We start from the raw sequence: 17086 nt of genomic DNA, 5'->3' as shown, positions 1-17086 counted from the left end.
CGCACCCGTACGCGCATGCCTACGCCAGCCTGCCCGAACGTCGCCGTCAGCTCACGGCCGGCCCTTGGGCCGTCCCGGTGGCGGAGGGGGCGGGGGCGGGGGAGGTGGCTCGCCCGGTGCGGACTGCGACCGGTCCGCGGGGCGCGGCCGGGGCGGACGGCGCCAGGACCGCGGGGGCGGGCCGCCGACCGGTCCGGCGACCGTGGGCGCGCCGTACATGCCGGCGCCCTCCTCCGGCGCCCTGGGCGGCTGCTCACGCGGCTGCTTGCTCGGCTGCGCACCGGGGCGGGCAGTGTCGCCGGACGGCGGCCGTGCGTCCTCCGGTTCGCGCAGCTCGTCCGGCACTTGCAGATAGGGATTGGTGGCGGGGTTGGGCGCCCGGTACGAGGCGCTGGGCGTGTACGGCCCGGACTCACCCCGCTGCGCGCCCGGCTCTGCGGGAACCCCGGCGCCCGCCTCGTGCGCGTACTGCGGCTGCCCGGGGCTCGCGGCCACAGCCCCCGCGGGCACGGCCGTCAGCGCGAGCGGGGCCGCCCGCCGTCCCGCCGCACCCGTGGCCCGGGCCAGCAGCGCCCCCACGGCCCCCGTTCCAGCACCCCACAGGGCGCCCAGGAGCAGCGCCATGCCGAGGTGTCCGTGCAGTTCGATCCCGGCGCCGAACGCGTCGAAGCCCAGCACCGACAGCGAGGCGTTCACGGACACCTCCGTGAGCCAGGCGAGCAGCGGCAGCGTCAACGCCGTGACGATCCCCAGCCGCAGCGCGCACCGGCCCGCGAACGCGAGAGCGCCCGTACCCGAGTCCGGGCCGGTACCCGAGTCCGGGCCCGCACCGGAGACCAGGCCCGCACCGGAGACTCGGCCCGCACCGGAGACCCGACCCGCACCCGAGACGGCGCCACCCGCGGCGCGCGCACCCGCGCCCCCGGCGCCGACCGGCGTCCGCACCGGCGTCCGCACCGCCGTCAACACCCCGGCCAGCAGCATCATCAAGGCCGCCGCCACGCCCAGCAGCCACACCCGCCCGTCCAGGTCCGCCAGCCGCCCCAGCGTCACCGACTGGTCGGTCTTCGCGGTGAGCAGGTCGTCCAGCGGGTCCGGCAGGAGTTTGGCGAGCGCACCGCTCGCGTTGCCGTCGAACGGCACGAACAGGCCGATCGGGATGCCCAGCCAGGTGCCGTTGGGCGCGCCCAGCAGCGCGGCGCCGAAGATCCGCTTGGGGTGGTCGTCGCCGATCGCCGCGTACGCGGCCGCCGCGAGGCCGGCCACCACCGCCGTCAGCATCACCGCGACGATCGCCGACACCGCCGGCCGTACCACCCGGTGCACGGCCTCCCAGCCGGGCGGCAGGGGAGTGCGGCGCGAGGCCAGCAGGGCGATCAGCAGGACGCCGGCGCACCAGACCAGACCGCCGAGCAGCGTGGACGCGGTGTCGACGGTGAAGCCGACCGCCGCCTTCGCGTGGATGAGGTTGCCGATGTTGTCGGGCAGCAGCCCGCCGATGTCACCGAGGTCGCCGAGACCGGGGATGTTCACGCCCCCGCCGCCCCTACCTCCGCCGCCGGGCAGCATGTCCAGGCCCAGTGAGCCCCCGTCGATCGTGATGACATCGTGTCCCGCCCACGCCAGCCCGCCCAGCGTGGCCACGAACAGCGCGACCACCGCGCCCGCGCGCGCGAGGAGTTCGGCCGGTGCGACGACAACTCCGCTTGTGCGCAAGGATCGTAGAAAGAACCAGGCCAGCAGCAGTGCGCCGACCAGGCTCACGCCCAGCGGGGTGATCGTGACGGCCGTGTGCGCCTCCGCACCCTTCAGTCCGAAGGCGGACACATCGCCGGACGGGGTGACCGAACCGCCCGCGGCGAGCGCCACGACCGCCGCGGTCATCGGTCCGAGCGAGGCCGAGGCGTCCGCCTCCAGCAGATGCAGACCCAGTGCCGCCACGCCCGCCATACCGATCAACGCCCAGCTCACCGAGGCGATTGCGGACAGTACGACGTCTCCCCACGGCACCCTCGTACCGCTCGTCACGGTCTCGATCCTCGACGACGCGCTCATTGCAGACCCCCCGATCCGCGGCACGGCACGGCCGCCGTGCCAGTCCCCCTCGCGTGGATTACCACTCTCCGGGTCGGTTTCAACCCCGTCAACGGAACCATCCGATGCGCACGTGCGTGCTCTTCACAAGGCCCGGCTTTCGGTCAGGGGGGCGAGCCTGAAATAGTTCCCGACGATGTTCGACATCCCTAGACTCCCTGTGATGGGGGTAACTCGGGGGACTACTCATGGGGCATGGAGTGCCGGAACTCGTACTGGAATTGAATGGACGTACCTGGACGCTCGATCCGTCCAGGCCGTACACCCTCGGACGCGATCCGCAGGGCGACATGGTCATCGACGACGCCAGGGTGTCCTGGCGCCACGCCACGATCAGCTGGAGCGGCCGTAGTTGGGTCATCGAGGACCACGGCAGCACGAACGGCACCTTCGTGCAGGGGCAGCGGATCCACCAGCTGGAGATCGGGCCGGGTCTTGCGGTGCATCTCGGCAACGCGACCGACGGCCCGAAGGTTACCGTGGCCGGTGCGGCGGCCGCCGTCGCGCAGCCCCAGCAGCAGCCGTACGCCGCCCAGGGCGCGAGCCCCGGCTGGGCGCAGGCCCAGCAGGCGCCGCCGCAGCAGGCACCGCAGGCCGGCTGGCCGCAGCAGGGGGCGCCGCAGCAGGCCGTGCCTCAGGTCCCGGCGCAGCAGGGCCCCGGTGGTGCCGCGGGGGCGCCGCCGGTCTACGGCGACCGCAGCCCGACCACGTTCCACCAGTTCTCACTCGGCCGCGTCATGCGCATCGGCCGTGCCCTGGAGAACGAACTGGTCGTCTCCGATCTGCAGGTCTCGCGGCACCACGCCGAGTTCCACGCGACGCCCGACGGTCGCTTCGAGATCCGCGACCTGGGCTCGCACAACGGCACGTACGTCAACGGTCAGCCGATCGCCAAGGGTGGCACCCAGCTGCTCGGCCCGAACGACATCGTCGGTGTCGGCCACTCGACGTTCCGCCTGGTCGGCGACCGTCTCGAGGAGTTCGTCGACACCGGTGAGGTCTCCTTCTCGGCCCGCCATCTGACCGTCACGGTCGACGGCGGCAAGCAGATCCTCAAGGACGTCTCCTTCGGTGTCCCGGAGAAGTCCCTGATCGCGGTCATCGGCCCGTCCGGCTCCGGAAAGTCGACCCTGCTGAAGGCGCTGACCGGCTACCGGCCCGCCAACCAGGGCGACGTCCTGTACGACAACCGCAACCTCTACAAGCAGTTCGCCGAGCTGCGTCAGCGCATCGGTCTGGTCCCGCAGGACGACATCCTGCACAAGGAGCTGACCGTCAAGAAGGCCCTGAAGTACGCGGCCAAGCTGCGCTTCCCCGCCGACACCACCGGCGCCGAGCGTGAGGCCCGTATCGACGAGGTGCTGCGCGAGCTGAAGCTGGACATCCACAAGGAGAAGAAGGTCACCTCCCTCTCCGGTGGCCAGCGCAAGCGTGTCTCGGTGGCTCTGGAGCTGCTGACCAAGCCGTCGCTGATCTTCCTGGACGAGCCCACCTCGGGTCTCGACCCGGGCATGGACCGCGACGTCATGCAGCTGCTGCGCGGCCTGGCCGACGACGGCCGCACGGTCCTCGTGGTCACCCACTCGGTGGCCGAGCTGGCGATCTGCGACAAGCTCCTGGTGATGGCCCCGGGCGGCTCGGTCGCCTACTTCGGCCCGCCGGAGGAGGCGCTGAACTTCTTCGGCTACGACAGCTGGGCCGACGTCTTCTCCGCCTTCGAGAACTACCGCGACTACGACTGGGCGGGACGCTGGAAGGGCTCGCAGCACTACCAGATGTACGCCGCGGACATCGACGCCGTTGCGCCGCAGTCCGTACAGATGCCGCCGATGCAGGCGATGAAGCCGCCCAAGCCGCAGGGCTGGATGTCCCAGCTCACCACGCTGGTGCGCCGCTATGTCTCGGTCATCGCCTCCGACAAGGGCTTCCTGGCCCTGACGGTGATCCTGCCGCTCGTCCTCGGCGCGGTCAGCCTGCTCATCGACTCCGGCAAGGGCCTGCTGCCGAACCCGATGATCAACCGGGCCACCGGCCAGCCCGTCCCGAACGGCACGGCCACCACCGTCCTGCTGATCCTCGCGGTCGGCGCCTGCTTCGCCGGCGCCGCGAACTCCGTCCGTGAGCTGATCAAGGAACGGGTCATCTACGAGCGGGAACGCGCGACCGGCCTGTCCCGCTCGGCCTATCTGATGTCCAAGGTCTTCGTGCTCGGCGCGATCACCCTGCTGCAGGGCCTGATGGTCGGCGTCATCGGCTTCGCGAGCCGCGACATCCCCAAGAAGGGGCTCGTCCTCGGCAACGCCACGCTGCTCGAGCTTTCCCTGCCGATCATGGCGCTGGGCTTCACCTCGATGATGTTCGGCCTGATCATCTCGTCCCTGGTGAAGACCGCCGAGAAGACCATGCCGCTGCTGGTCATGTTCGCGATCATCCAGGTCGTCTTCACCGGTTGCCTGTTCGCCCTGAACGGCTCGATCGGCGCCAACCAGATCTCTTATCTGATGCCGTCGCGCTGGGCGGTGGCCGCCGCGGGCGCCACGCTGGACTTCAACAAGATCAGCCCGCCCGGCAAGGGCAAGAGCAACGACCCGCTGTGGGAGCACACGGTCGGCGCCTGGGGCATGGACATGCTCGCCCTGCTCGTCCTCGGCGTCATCTGCGGCATCTTCGTGGCCCGCTTCCTGCGGCGCCACGAGCCGGAGGTCATGCGCAAGTAGCCGCGTTCGTACGTGGCTGTCGTACGTCGCTGTCGTACGTCGTTCTCGTACGTCACGAAGGGCGACACCCCGTGATGGGTGCCGCCCTTCGGCGTTCAGTCACGTGAAGAGGTCCGCGCTGACCTCAGTACGCGCTGTTGACGTTGTCGATCGAGCCGTACTTGTCGGCCGCGTAGTTGGCAGCGGCGGTGATGTTGGCGATCGGGTTGTAGATGTTCCAGGACGTGCCGGCGACGTGGTAGGCGCTGAAGGTCGGCGGTATGACCTGCAGCAGACCCTTCGACGGGATGCCGTTGATGGCGTTGATGTCCCAGCCGTTGATCGCGTTCGGGTTGCCGGAGGACTCCCGCATGATGTTGCGGTACAGGCCGTTGTAGCTGCCCGGGATGCCCTTGGACTTCATGATGTCCAGGGAGTGCCTGATCCAGCCGTCCAGGTTGTTGGAGTAGCTCTTGGTGACGACCTTCTTGATGGTGGCGCGCTTGGCGGACCGGCTCGCGGCCTCCTTGGCCTTGCGCGCGGCCTCGGCCTTCTTGGCCGCGGCGGCGGCAGCAGCCTTCTTCTGGGCTGCGGCCTTCCTCTGCGCGGCGGCCTTCTTCACCGCTGCCTTCTCGGCGGCGGCCTTCTTCGCGGCCTGCGCCTTCAGGTCGGTGCCGGCGAGCTGGTCGGTGACGCTGGCCTTGACGTCCTTGATCGGCTTGGTGCTGTACTCCACCTTGGCCGCGGAGGCCGCGGTGTCCTTGGTGGTGGTGTCGGCGTTGCTGGGTACCGCGGAGAAGGCGAGCGCGGCGGCACCGAGGGTGGCGACACCGGCCACAGCGATCCGCTGGTGGCGGTTGAGCGAACGACTGAGTCGGCGAATCTCGAACTTCTTGGGCATAACAGACGGACCTCTTCGAATAGCGCGGAGCCGCTCGGGGTCAGCGGGGGGCATGGGACCCGGCCCGCACAAACGCCGCGGTGGGAACCCGCGGCGCTGAGCGACGGCAGCCATTCTTAGCGACCGCAAAATCTCCAGGCAAAGGTGTGACGTACGATGCTGGATAGTGGATCGGGGAAGGGCAAAACGGGGCAGACTGGACCGTCTGCCCCGCTCAAAAGGGGACGCTTTATCTCCTAACGTCCTTCGTACGTGATGTGCGCCCTATGCGCGGGCTCACATCGGGCCCGTTGCGGTCTCACCAGCAGTTGCTGCAGCAATGCTCTGTGTGAGGACCCTCTTCCGGGAGGACGAGATGGACGTCCCCGAACTCGTGCCACAGATACCGACCGCGCAGCGCCTCGTCGTAGCCGCGGTCGACCGCGGTCCGCCCGGCGATCGCCTCCAGCATCAGCAGATGGGAGGCCTCCGGCTCGTGCAGTCCGGTCAGCAGCCCGTCCACCGCCCGCACCCCGCGCTCCGGGGTGACCACGAGGTCCGTCCACCCTGCACGCGCGCGTACGACGCCGTCGGGCCCGGCCGCGGACTCCACCGCCCGTACAGCGGTCGTCCCGACGGCGACCACCCGCCCGCCGCCCGCCCGTGCCGCGTTGATCAGCCGTGCCGAGGCGGCGGGCACCGAGAACCGCTCCGGATACGGCGGCTCGTGCGCCTCCGTCGACGCCACCCCGGTGTGCAGCGTGATCGGCGCGAACTGCACACCCCGGCTCACCAGCTCGGCGACCAGCCGCGCGGTGAAGGGCCTGGCGGCGCTCGGCATCTCCGCACTGCCCGTCCCGTCGGCCGTCGGCAGCGCGAACACCGTCTGGTACACCGACAGCGGCTGATCCCGCTCCGTATAGGAGTACCGAATGGGCCGCCCGTGCTCCCGCAGCATCCCGAGAACCTCCGCCCCGGACGCGCATGCCCACCACAGCCGGTCGGCATGCGCACTGAGCGGTTCCTCCAGGGCCAGCAGCACGCCCCCCGGCAGGCGCACCTCCACACCCGCGGGCCCACCCGCACGCGCGCGCGTGGTTCCCCTTCCGTCGGGGTCGCGCAGCTCGACCGCCCACCGCCCGTCGTCCCCGAGCGTGGAGAAATGCACCACCACGCGCGCGTGCCCGATCCGCCCGTCCACGGCGGCGGCCAGCGTGGGCGAGGTGTTCACCACGAGCAGGTCCCCGGCCCGCAGCAGCCGCGGCAGCTCCGCGAACGCGTGGTGCGACACCTGTGTCCCACGCGACACCAGCAGCCGTACGGCATCCCGGCCGAGCCCGGCCCCGCGCTGCTCGACCGGGACGCGCGCCAGCAGTTCCTCCGGAACCTTCCCCCACGCCCGGACGGGCTCGCTCGGAGGAACCCCCGTCGCCACCGTCATCGCTGCTCCCCGAGCAGCGCCGGAGCCGTATAGCGGCCACTGGCCGGCCGCTCGTCCAGCAGCCGCAGGAAGCCCGGCACCACACTGGCGGGCGCCGGCCGCGGATCGCCGTCGTCCGGTACGGCCGCCGCGTACAGATCGGTGGCCATGTCGCCCGGGTCGACGGCCCAGACCCGCAGCCCCGGCTCCTCCGCGCCGAGCACCGCGGCAAGATGATCGAGGGCCGCCTTCGACGCCCCGTACCCGCCCCAGGTCTCATAGGCCTCGGCGGCCGCGTCCGAGCTGACCGCGATCACCGTGCCCGCCCCGGACGCCCGCAGCAGCGGCAGCGCCTCCTGGACCAGGCCCAGCGCGGCCACCACGTTCACCTCCAGCGCCCGCCGCAGCCCCTCGACGGGAAGCACCTCCAGCCGTACGAGCGGCTCGGCGCCCAGCGCGCTCGCATTGCTCACCAGCAGATCCAGGCCGCCCAGCTTCCACGCGGCGGCCACCAGCTCGGCCCGGTGACCGGCGTCCGTGACATCCCCGGGCAGCGCCGTCACGCGCGTGCCGTACGTCCTGACCCGGTCCGCCGCTTCCTGAAGGACTCCGGGTGTTCTGGCGTCCAGCACCAGATCCCAGCCGCGCGCGGCCAGCGCCTCGGCCAGCGCCCGCCCCAGCCCCTTCGAGGCCCCCGTGATGATCGCTACCGGCATGACACGTCCCCTCGTCTCGCCCGCCTCTCGATCGGCGGTGACCTCAACGTAGGAACCGCATCGCCCGCCCCGCCTCGGACGCGGGCCGCAAAAGTGCGGGGCCCTTCGCCCTAAGCCGCAGGCCCCGGGTGCCCGGCCTAGTCCTTCGGCCCTAGGCCCACCGGCGCAGTCCGCGCCGCCACAGGTCCGATCCGCGCTGTCACACCCCGCCGGTACCGTGAGGACATGAGTCAGGAACCCCGGTCCGGCCTGGCGGCGGTGAGTGCCGCGCTGCTGGCCATGAGCAGGCATCTCGAGGTGCGCGACGTCCTCAAGACGATCGTCGCCTCGGCCCGCGAACTGCTCGGCGCGCAGTACGCCGCGCTCGGGGTCCCCGACGACCACGGCGGCTTCGCCCAGTTCGTGGTCGACGGCGTGAGCGACGCCCAGTGGAAGGCCATCGGCCCCCTCCCGCGCCAGCACGGCATCCTCGCCTCGATGCTGCAGGAGGCGAAGACCGAGCGCCTCGCCGATGTGCGCAAGGACCCCCGCTTCGAGGGCTGGCCCTCCGCCCACCCCAACATGTCCGACTTCCTGGGCCTGCCCATCAAGGACAGCGACGAGGTCATCGGCGCGCTCTTCCTCGCCAACAAGGACTGCCCCAAGCCGGAAGGCGGCTGCGGCTTCACCGAGGACGACGCACAACTGCTGGAGATCTTCGCCCAGCACGCGGCGATCGCCCTCACCAACGCGCGGCTGTACGAGCGCAGCCGCGAGCTCACCATCGCCGAGGAGCGCTCCCGTCTCGCCCACGAACTGCACGACGCGGTCAGCCAGAAGCTCTTCTCCCTGCGCCTGACCGCCCAGGCCGCCGCCGCACTCGTCGACCGCGACCCCTCCCGCGCCAAGGGCGAGCTGCAGCAGGTGGCGGTGCTCGCCGCCGAGGCCGCCGACGAACTGCGCGCAGCCGTCGTGGAGTTGCGCCCCGCAGCCCTCGACGAGGACGGCCTCGTGGCCACCCTGCGCACCCAGATCCAGGTCCTCGACCGCGCCCACGCCGCCCGCGTGACCTTCGACTGCTGCGGCGTACGGGCGCTGCCCGCCTCCCAGGAGGAGGCCTTTCTCCGCGTCGCCCAGGAGGCCCTGCACAACGCCCTGCGGCACTCCGGTGCGCACCGGGTCGACGTGACCCTGGCCCGGCGCGGCACCGGAGCGGTCCTGCGGGTGACGGACGACGGCAGCGGTTTCGACCCGAAGGCGATACGACGGGCGGGACGCCATCTGGGCCTGGTCTCCATGCGCGACCGCGCGAGCGGCGTCGGCGGCACGCTGACGGTGGAGTCGGCGCCCGGAAAGGGCACCACGATCGAGATGGAGGTCCCCGGTGGCTGACGCAATCAAGGTGCTGCTCGTCGACGACCACCAGGTGGTCCGCCGCGGCCTGCGCACGTTCCTGGAGGTGCAGGACGACATCGAGGTCGTGGGCGAGGCCGCCGACGGCGCCGAAGGAGTCGCCCGCGCCGAGGAGTTGCGGCCCGACGTCGTCCTGATGGACGTCAAGATGCCCGGCATGGACGGCGTGGACGCCCTGCGCAGACTGCGCGAGCTGGACAACCCCGCGCGCGTGCTGATCGTCACCAGCTTCACCGAACAGCGTACGGTGGTCCCGGCGTTGCGCGCGGGCGCCGCCGGCTATGTCTACAAGGACGTGGACCCCGACGCGCTCGCCGGAGCCATCCGCTCCGTCCACGCCGGGCACATCCTGCTCCAGCCCGAGGTCGCGGGCGCCCTGCTCTCCCAGGAGGAGGCCAACTCGGGCCAGGGGAGAGGTGGTTCGCTCACGGAGCGGGAGCGCGAGGTGCTCGGCCTGATAGCGGACGGCCGCTCCAACCGCGAGATCGCCCGCGCCCTCGTCCTGTCCGAGAAGACCGTCAAGACCCACGTCTCGAACATCCTGATGAAGCTCGACCTGGCGGACCGCACCCAGGCCGCCCTGTGGGCCGTGCGCCACGGCGTGGCCGGCTGACACGAGCCGCGCGCGCCGGGCGCCCCCGGACGGCAACACGGAGGGTTCCGTTCCGGACTGAGATTCATACCGTCGTGGGAATGTCCCCCGGATGGCGCATCCTTCGTGGATCTCCGCCGTTCTTCAGTGCGTGCTGCGGCGAGCGCCGCGGCAATCGCCAGGGAGGGCTCAGAACAGTGAAGAACCTGAAGAAGGCAGCGGCCGTGACGATGGTGGCCGGCGGTCTGATCGCCGCTGGTGCCGGTATGGCCTCCGCCACCGACGCACACGCCCACGGCAAGGCCGTGGGCTCGCCCGGTGTCATCTCGGGCAACCTCGTCCAGGCCCCGGTTCACATCCCGGTGAACGCGGTGGGCAACAGCGTGAACGTCGTGGGCGTCCTGAACCCGGCCTTCGGCAACCTGGGCGTCAACCGCTGACGCTGCCAGACGCACGCAGTGACTCCGGCCTCCCGCCAGCAAGCGGGAGGCCGGAGTCACTTTTATGCGTAACGGTCCCGTTCATGCGCAACCGTCTCGGCGCACGTCAGCCATCCAGCCCGTCCGGCGCTTGAGGACGAGGCCGTCCAGGCCGAAAGGGGGTCTGGGGGCGAAGCCCCCAGCTACGGCACCCCAAATCCCGGCGCCAAAGAACCCGGCGCTCACTGCACCCCCCGCTCACCTCACCCCCCGCTCCCGCTCCTCCACAACGGAGTTGTACGCGGCGACCTGCGCCCGCCGAGCCACCCGCTCCACCGGCCGCAGCGCCTCGGCCCGCGCCCCCATCTCGGCGGAGCTCACTGCACCCCCGTGCCCGTTCTCCCGGGCCAGCGAGACCAGCAGCCCGACCCGCTGCGCCAGCTCGAGCACCCGTACCGCCCGCGGCGGATAGCCCGGAGCCAGCACTTCCTGCCCCCGCTCGGCCCGCGCCCGGTACGCGTCGATCGCCGCCTCCGCCACCGGCCCCGACGCGGCGACGTCCAGCCGCGACAGCACCTCCGTGGCGTCCCGCAGCGCCTCCGCCAGCTCCCGCTCGGCCTCGCCGAGGGAGGGCACGTCGGCGGGCGGTGCCTCCCGGACCGGCAGACAGTGCCAGACCACCTCGACATGCAGATCGCCGTCGGGCCCGGCCTCGTACATCTCGGGCACCAGCCCGAGAGCGGCGCCGTAACAGATGACCGCCTCCTCGGCGTCCAACGCCCGAGTGTTGAACTCCGGCGGACCGCTCAGCCCCAGCGGATGCCCCGGCGCGGGCAGCGCCAGCCGCAGCCCGGTCACGCCGAGCGACCGCAGCCGCCCGAGCGCGAGCGTGAGCCCGACCGGCCCCGTCTCACCGGGCAGCCCCTCCATACGGTGCACGGCATCGTCCCCGACGATCGTGAGCACGGCATCGTCGGGCGAGACAAGTCCGGCCAAAAGGGCATTTCCCCAAGCCGCAAGGCGTCCTGAACGCGGTTCCGAGAGCATGCGTCCACCCTAAGGACCGGACCGATGGAATGGAGCGGGCGGCCGGTGGCGTAGATTTCGTTGAGGGCAGCGCCAAAAACGCGCACGCACAGCCGAGACGCCGACCGGTCACACTGCAAGGGGAGACAACGCGCTCATGAGCGATGTTCTGGAGCTTCAGGACGTATCCGTGGTCCGGGAGGGCCGGGCTCTGGTGGACCAGGTCTCCTGGTCGGTCAAGGAAGGCGAGCGCTGGGTCATCCTCGGCCCGAACGGCGCCGGCAAGACCACCCTCCTCAACGTCGCGTCCAGCTACCTCTACCCCAGCAAGGGCACCGCGACCATCCTCGGCGAGACCCTCGGCAGGCCCGGCACCGACGTCTTCGAACTGCGCCCCCGCATCGGCGTCGCCGGCGTCGCCATGGTCGACAAGCTCCCCAAGCGCCAGACCGTCCTGCAGACCGTGCTGACCGCCGCGTACGGCATGACCGCCGGCTGGCAGGAGGAGTACGAGGACGTCGACGAGCAGCGTGCCCGCGCCTTCCTCGACCGCCTCGGCATGACCGAGTACGTCGACCGGAAGTTCGGCACGCTCTCCGAGGGCGAGCGCAAGCGCACCCTCATCGCCCGCGCCCTGATGACCGACCCCGAGCTGCTCCTTCTCGACGAGCCCGCCGCCGGTCTCGACCTCGGCGGCCGCGAGGACCTCGTACGCCGCCTCGGCCGCCTCGCCCGCGACCCCATCGCCCCCTCGATGATCATGGTCACCCACCATGTCGAGGAGATCGCCCCCGGCTTCACCCACGTCCTGATGATCCGTCAGGGCAAGGTGCTCGCCGCCGGCCCGCTGGAACTCGAACTCAGTTCCCGCAACCTCTCGTTGTGCTTCGGCCTCCCGCTCGTCGTCGAACAGGTGGGTGACCGCTGGACCGCCCAGGGCCTTCCGCTGTCCTGAACGTGTGAAGCCCCGCGCCTGACTTTGTGTGAAGCCCCCGCGCCCGACTGTGTGAAGCAACCGCGAAAACCCGGGTAACAAGCCCCTTCCCGAGGCATCGCGCCCTGTCGGAGGCGGGACTCGCGGTCATACCATGACCATGTGAACGACATCGACGCTTGGGTGTGGTGGCTCGTAGGCGCGGCTGCGCTCGGAATCCCCCTGGTGGTCACGGCGATGCCGGAATTCGGCATGCTCGCGGTGGGCGCCATCGCCGCCGCGGTCATCGCCGGACTCGGCTTCGGAGCCGTGGCCCAGGTCCTCGCCTTCGTCGTCGTCTCGGTCGCCCTCATCGCCGTCGTACGGCCCATCGCGACCCGGCACAGCGCACAACGCCCCCAACTCGCCACCGGCGTGGACGCGTTGAAGGGCAAGCAAGCCGTAGTACTGGAGCGCGTCGACGGCTCCGGAGGCCGCATCAAGCTCGGCGGCGAGATCTGGTCGGCACGCTCGCTCGACACCAGCAGCGCCTACGAGGTCGGCCAGGAAGTGGATGTCGTGGAGATCGAAGGTGCCACCGCGATCGTCATCTGACCTCGTAGGACTCAACTGAACCGAACAGCCCCCGAGTTGTGCGACGGTCTGACAGACTCGACCAGCAAGATCTTCAACAGCCATAAGATCTTCCGAAAGAGCCGAGGCGGAGAAGGGTACGGGGAAGACCGATGGAACCGATCATCATCGTCCTGATCATTCTGGTGGTGTTGGTCTTCATCGCCCTGATCAGGACGATCCAAGTGATCCCGCAGGCCAGCGCCGCCATCGTCGAGCGCTTCGGCCGCTACACGCGGACACTCAACGCGGGCCTCAACATCGTCGTCCCGTTCATCGACACCATCCGCAACCGCATCGACCTGCGCGAACAGGTCGTGCCCTTCCCGCCCCAGCCGGTGATCACCCAGGACAACCTGGTCGTGAACATCGACACGGTCATCTACTACCAGGTCACCGACGCCCGCGCGGCCACCTACGAAGTCGCCAGCTACATCCAGGCGATCGAGCAGCTGACCGTCACCACGCTGCGCAACATCATCGGCGGCATGGACCTGGAGCGGACCCTGACCTCCCGCGAGGAGATCAACGCGGCCCTGCGCGGCGTCCTCGACGAGGCGACCGGCAAGTGGGGCATCCGCGTCAACCGCGTCGAGCTCAAGGCGATCGAACCGCCCACCTCCATCCAGGACTCGATGGAGAAGCAGATGCGCGCCGACCGTGACAAGCGCGCCGCGATCCTCACCGCCGAAGGTACGCGCCAGGCCGCGATCCTCACCGCCGAGGGCGAGAAGCAGTCCCAGATCCTGCGCGCCGAAGGTGAGGCCAAGGCAGCCGCCCTGCGCGCCGAAGGTGAAGCCCAGGCGATCCGTACGGTCTTCGAGTCCATCCACGCCGGCGACCCCGACCAGAAGCTGCTGAGCTACCAGTACCTCCAGATGCTCCCGAAGATCGCCGAGGGCGACGCCAACAAGCTCTGGATCGTCCCCAGCGAGATCGGCGACGCCCTCAAGGGCCTGTCCGGCGCCATGGGCAACTTCGGCCTGGGCGGCACCCCGAGCGGCGGCAGCCCCGCCCCCGAGAAGGGGACAGAACGCCGAGAGAGGCCGTCCATAGACTGACGTTTTCTCGGGGCGCGGGAGACTGAAGCTCTCTGGGGCACGGGAGACCGATGTGCTTTGGAGGCGCCGGGGACTGACGTTCTTGGGGGCGCGGGGAACTGCGCGACAAGCCACAACCCACCCGCGCCCAACCAACAACCGAACCCCTACGGCGCCGAAGACTCAGGCAGCACCCCGAGCCAGCCAAGCCGGCAGCGCCGTAAACTCCTCCGCCCCCAGCGTCAGCAACATCGCATCCTGCGGCGTCGGCTCGAACGGCTGCCGCAGCAGCGGCATCCCCGCCTGCTCCGGAGTCCGGTCCGCCTTGCGGTGGTTGTCCTCGGCGCACGAGGCGACCGTATTGAGCCAGGAGTCCTGCCCACCGCGCGACTTCGGCACCACGTGGTCCACGGTCGTCGCGCGCCTGCCGCAGTAGGCGCACCGGTGCCGGTCCCTGACCAACACACCCCGCCTGGACCACGGCGCTTGTCTTCGGAACGGCACCTTCACGTACCTGCACAGCCGGATCACCCGGGGCACGGGTATGTCGACCTCGGCACCGCGCATGCGCAGTTCGGGGTGGGCCTGCTCGACGACGGCCTTGTCCTGCAGCACCAGAACGACAGCCCGGTTCAACGTCACCGTCGACAGCGGCTCGAAGCTCGCGTTCAGCACCAGCGTGTCCCGCATCCAGCCCACCTCCCATGCGCACCGGCCCACCCCCTGGCGGGCTTGGATCAACTCTGGCCGGGCACGCCGGGATGGACAACGCAATAAAAGATGCCCGCCCCCGATCACTTCCATGACCGGGGGCGGGCAAACGTTCCATGAACGACAGGCTGCGGCAGACATCAGCCTTCGGCAGGCACCTCGTACTCGCCGATCAGCTGGGCGCGCGCCAGCGTGTGGAACCGCAGATTGAAACCGACGACCGCCGGAGTGGCATCGGAATCCGGGCCGAGCTTCTCCTGGTCCACGGCGTACACCGTGAACACATAACGGTGCGGCCCGTCCCCGGGCGGCGGCGCGGCCCCGCCGAACTCCTTCGTCCCGTAGTCGTTGCGCACCTGCACGGCACCCTCGGGCAGTCCCTCGAACTTGCCGCTTCCCGCACCCGCCGGCAGCTCGGTCACCGAGGCCGGGATGTCGAACACGGTCCAGTGCCAGAACCCGCTCCCCGTCGGGGCGTCAGGGTCGTAGCAGGTCACGGCGAAGCTCTTCGTCCCGGCCGGGAAACCCTCCCACCGCAGCTGCGGCGAGGTGTTGCCGGCCGCGAAGACCTGAGCGTCCTTGAGCGTGGCGCCCTCCTGGACGTCCTCACTCGTCACCGTGAACGCGGGCACGGGCGGATGGAAGTCGTGGGGGAGCGGCCGCCGCTTGAGCTCGGTCACCTCGATACCTCCTGATCGATTACGGAATCAGCAGTTCCGAGCCTAGAACCAGTTCCGCTTGCTGCCGACCTCGGACAGCCACTGGTTGAGGTACGCCGCCCAGTCGGTCCCCTGGAAGTCGTGCTGACCCACCTGGAACGAACGGAAGGTGTCGCTGCCCTCGCTGAACAGACCGGGCTTCTTGTCCATCTCCAGGACGACGTCCATGGCGTGCTCGTCCGCCACGAAGCTCAGCTCGACCTGGTTCAGGCCGCGGTACTGCGACGGCGGGTAGAACTCGATCTCCTGGTAGAACGGCAGCCGCTGGCGCGTGTTGCGGATGTGCCCGCGCTCCATGTCCGCGTTCTTGAAGCGGAAGCCCAGCTGGATGAAGGCGTCCAGGATGGCCTTCTGCGCCGGCAGCGGGTGCACATTGATCGGGTCGAGGTCACCGGAGTCGATGGCGCGGGCGATCGACAGCTCGGTGGTCACACCGATGTTCATCCCCCGCAGCGCCTGACCGTCGATCATCGTGATCGGCGTCTCCCAGGGGATCTCCAGCCCGAACGGCACGGCGTGCACCGCCCCGGCCTGCAGCTCGAAGGCCCCGCCGAGGCGCACCTTCGTGAACTCGATGTTCTGCTTGTACTCCTCGTCGCCGCTCTCGACCTCGACCTTGGCCTGCAGGCCCACCGACAGGCCCTCGATCTCCTGGTTCACGGACCCGCCCTGGATCCGTACCTCACCCTGGACGACGCCACCCGGAACAACGTTGACCTCGGTCAGCACCGTCTCGACCGAAGCCCCGCCGGCCCCCAGACTCGCGAGCAGCTTCTTGAACGCCATGACTCTCCCTTTACGTGTGGACCCTTGATCCCTACAAACGCGATCCGGGCACATCCGGTTCCGCGCCCTCACCCTGGCAATCACACCGGGACTTGACCACCCCTTGGCACACACCCGTCTGGACTAGGCTCGGGCGCCATGATCACGCCCCCGGACCGTACGCCACTCCCCAGGGAGTTCTTCGACCGCCCCGTACTGGAAGTCGCCCCCGACCTCCTCGGCCGCATCCTCGTACGTACGACCCCGGAAGGTCCGATCGCCCTGCGCCTCACGGAGGTCGAGGCCTACGACGGCGCTGCCGACCCCGGCTCCCACGCTTATCGCGGCCGCACCGCCCGCAACGGCGTGATGTTCGGTCCGCCCGGCCATGTGTACGTCTACTTCACCTACGGCATGTGGTTCTGCATGAACCTCGTGTGCGGACCCGAGGGGCGCGCGAGCGCCGTCCTGCTCCGGGCCGGCGAGGTGATCGAGGGCGCTGAGCTCGCTCGCAAACGTCGACTCTCGGCCCGAAACGACAAAGAACTGGCCAAAGGCCCTGCACGCCTGGCCACGGCCCTGGGCGTGGACCGCGCCCTGGACGGCACGGATGCCTGCGCCGCCGGGGAGACCCCCTTGCGCATCCTGACGGGCACTGCTACCGACTCCGACCAGGTAAGCAACGGCCCGCGCACGGGTGTGGGGGGAGATGGTGCCGTCCACCCCTGGCGCTTCTGGGTCACCAACGACCCGACGGTGAGCCCCTATCGGGCCCACGCACCCAGGCGCCGCCGAAGTTGACGCGTCCTCGGAGGGTGCGTAATGTAGCCCGAGCCGCTTGAACCGGGTACGGCGTTCGCCAGCAGCCGGAAGCGGCCAAACCACTACCTACGGTCACCCCTCAGCGGGGTCGAATTCGGCGTGCCCGCATGCTTGAATTCAACCTCGTGGAACTCGATTATGAGTTGGCAAGGGAATCGGCTAACGTAGTGAATGTCGAAAGGCCCCGCCGACAGGGAATCAGGCCCAAAAGGATCTGATAGAGTCGGAAACGCAAGAACGAAGGGAAG

General features: G+C 70.0%; 16 protein-coding genes. 8 read left to right on the top strand and 8 right to left on the bottom strand.

Translation table 11 applies throughout. The features are described 5' to 3' along the window. Window positions 1-51: 51 nt before the first annotated feature. A complete protein-coding gene (locus JYK17_RS19440; protein ID WP_222810880.1) occupies window positions 52-2055 on the bottom strand; it encodes a streptophobe family protein in 2004 nt (667 codons plus the stop codon). Between the two features lie 239 nt (window positions 2056-2294). On the opposite strand from JYK17_RS19440, the gene JYK17_RS19435 reads away from it, so the two are divergent. Then, window positions 2295-4811 carry an ABC transporter ATP-binding protein/permease gene (locus JYK17_RS19435; protein ID WP_108013692.1) on the top strand — a complete coding sequence of 839 codons (2517 nt, stop codon included), beginning with the start codon at window positions 2295-2297 and terminating at the stop codon, window positions 4809-4811. Between the two features lie 124 nt (window positions 4812-4935). Here JYK17_RS19435 and JYK17_RS19430 read toward each other — a convergent pair whose 3' ends face one another. The 3 genes from JYK17_RS19430 to JYK17_RS19420 form a co-directional block, all read right to left on the bottom strand. Further along, the gene (locus JYK17_RS19430) at window positions 4936-5691 is read right to left on the bottom strand and encodes a transglycosylase SLT domain-containing protein (protein ID WP_108013693.1); all 756 of its coding nucleotides are present in this window, start codon (window positions 5689-5691) and stop codon (window positions 4936-4938) included. Window positions 5692-5989: 298 nt separating this feature from the next. Further along, window positions 5990-7111 carry an S-adenosylmethionine:tRNA ribosyltransferase-isomerase gene (locus JYK17_RS19425; protein ID WP_128803448.1) on the bottom strand — a complete coding sequence of 374 codons (1122 nt, stop codon included), beginning with the start codon at window positions 7109-7111 and terminating at the stop codon, window positions 5990-5992. Continuing rightward, on the bottom strand, window positions 7108-7806 hold the full coding sequence (locus JYK17_RS19420; protein ID WP_108013695.1) for an SDR family NAD(P)-dependent oxidoreductase: 699 nt from the start codon (window positions 7804-7806) through the stop codon (window positions 7108-7110). Before JYK17_RS19420 ends, JYK17_RS19425 begins: the two co-directional genes overlap by 4 nt. A 225-nt stretch (window positions 7807-8031) precedes the next feature. Between JYK17_RS19420 and JYK17_RS19415 the strand changes: the two genes are divergently transcribed. The 3 genes from JYK17_RS19415 (at window position 8032) to chpE (ending at window position 10230) form a co-directional block, all read left to right on the top strand. Continuing rightward, complete coding sequence (locus tag JYK17_RS19415) at window positions 8032-9177, top strand: GAF domain-containing sensor histidine kinase (RefSeq protein WP_108013696.1); 1146 nt, start codon at window positions 8032-8034, stop codon at window positions 9175-9177. Next, complete coding sequence (locus JYK17_RS19410) at window positions 9170-9811, top strand: response regulator (RefSeq protein WP_108013697.1); 642 nt, start codon at window positions 9170-9172, stop codon at window positions 9809-9811. The genes JYK17_RS19415 and JYK17_RS19410 overlap by 8 nt, the downstream gene beginning before the upstream one ends. A gap of 176 nt (window positions 9812-9987) precedes the next feature. Continuing rightward, a complete protein-coding gene (chpE, locus tag JYK17_RS19405; RefSeq protein ID WP_108013698.1) occupies window positions 9988-10230 on the top strand; it encodes a chaplin ChpE in 243 nt (80 codons plus the stop codon). Between the two features lie 237 nt (window positions 10231-10467). Here chpE and JYK17_RS19400 read toward each other — a convergent pair whose 3' ends face one another. Continuing rightward, window positions 10468-11256 (bottom strand): Rv1486c family protein, encoded by a 789-nt coding sequence (locus JYK17_RS19400; RefSeq protein WP_128803450.1) that lies wholly within the window; start codon window positions 11254-11256, stop codon window positions 10468-10470. Window positions 11257-11392: 136 nt separating this feature from the next. On the opposite strand from JYK17_RS19400, the gene JYK17_RS19395 reads away from it, so the two are divergent. The 3 genes from JYK17_RS19395 (at window position 11393) to JYK17_RS19385 (ending at window position 13842) form a co-directional block, all read left to right on the top strand. After that, the gene (locus JYK17_RS19395; RefSeq protein WP_108013700.1) at window positions 11393-12190 is read left to right on the top strand and encodes an ABC transporter ATP-binding protein; all 798 of its coding nucleotides are present in this window, start codon (window positions 11393-11395) and stop codon (window positions 12188-12190) included. A gap of 141 nt (window positions 12191-12331) precedes the next feature. Next, window positions 12332-12763 carry an NfeD family protein gene (locus tag JYK17_RS19390; protein WP_108013701.1) on the top strand — a complete coding sequence of 144 codons (432 nt, stop codon included), beginning with the start codon at window positions 12332-12334 and terminating at the stop codon, window positions 12761-12763. 131 nt (window positions 12764-12894) lie between these two features. Next, entirely contained in the window at window positions 12895-13842 is a 948-nt protein-coding gene (locus tag JYK17_RS19385) for an SPFH domain-containing protein (protein ID WP_108013702.1), read from the top strand. Window positions 13843-14004: 162 nt separating this feature from the next. Here the strand turns inward: JYK17_RS19385 and JYK17_RS19380 are convergent, their stop codons facing one another. The 3 genes from JYK17_RS19380 to JYK17_RS19370 form a co-directional block, all read right to left on the bottom strand. Then, window positions 14005-14511 (bottom strand): HNH endonuclease, encoded by a 507-nt coding sequence (locus JYK17_RS19380; protein WP_108013703.1) that lies wholly within the window; start codon window positions 14509-14511, stop codon window positions 14005-14007. A gap of 161 nt (window positions 14512-14672) precedes the next feature. Further along, window positions 14673-15212 (bottom strand): YbhB/YbcL family Raf kinase inhibitor-like protein, encoded by a 540-nt coding sequence (locus JYK17_RS19375; RefSeq protein WP_108013704.1) that lies wholly within the window; start codon window positions 15210-15212, stop codon window positions 14673-14675. Window positions 15213-15254: 42 nt separating this feature from the next. After that, entirely contained in the window at window positions 15255-16037 is a 783-nt protein-coding gene (locus JYK17_RS19370; RefSeq protein WP_108013705.1) for a sporulation protein, read from the bottom strand. A gap of 138 nt (window positions 16038-16175) precedes the next feature. On the opposite strand from JYK17_RS19370, the gene JYK17_RS19365 reads away from it, so the two are divergent. After that, complete coding sequence (locus tag JYK17_RS19365) at window positions 16176-16817, top strand: DNA-3-methyladenine glycosylase (protein ID WP_222810879.1); 642 nt, start codon at window positions 16176-16178, stop codon at window positions 16815-16817. Window positions 16818-17086: the final 269 nt, after the last annotated feature.

It is taken from the genome of Streptomyces plumbidurans (assembly GCF_019857225.1).
GTDB classification, from domain to species: Bacteria; Actinomycetota; Actinomycetes; order Streptomycetales; family Streptomycetaceae; genus Streptomyces; species Streptomyces plumbidurans.
This window is presented reverse-complemented; position numbering and strand designations above follow the sequence as displayed.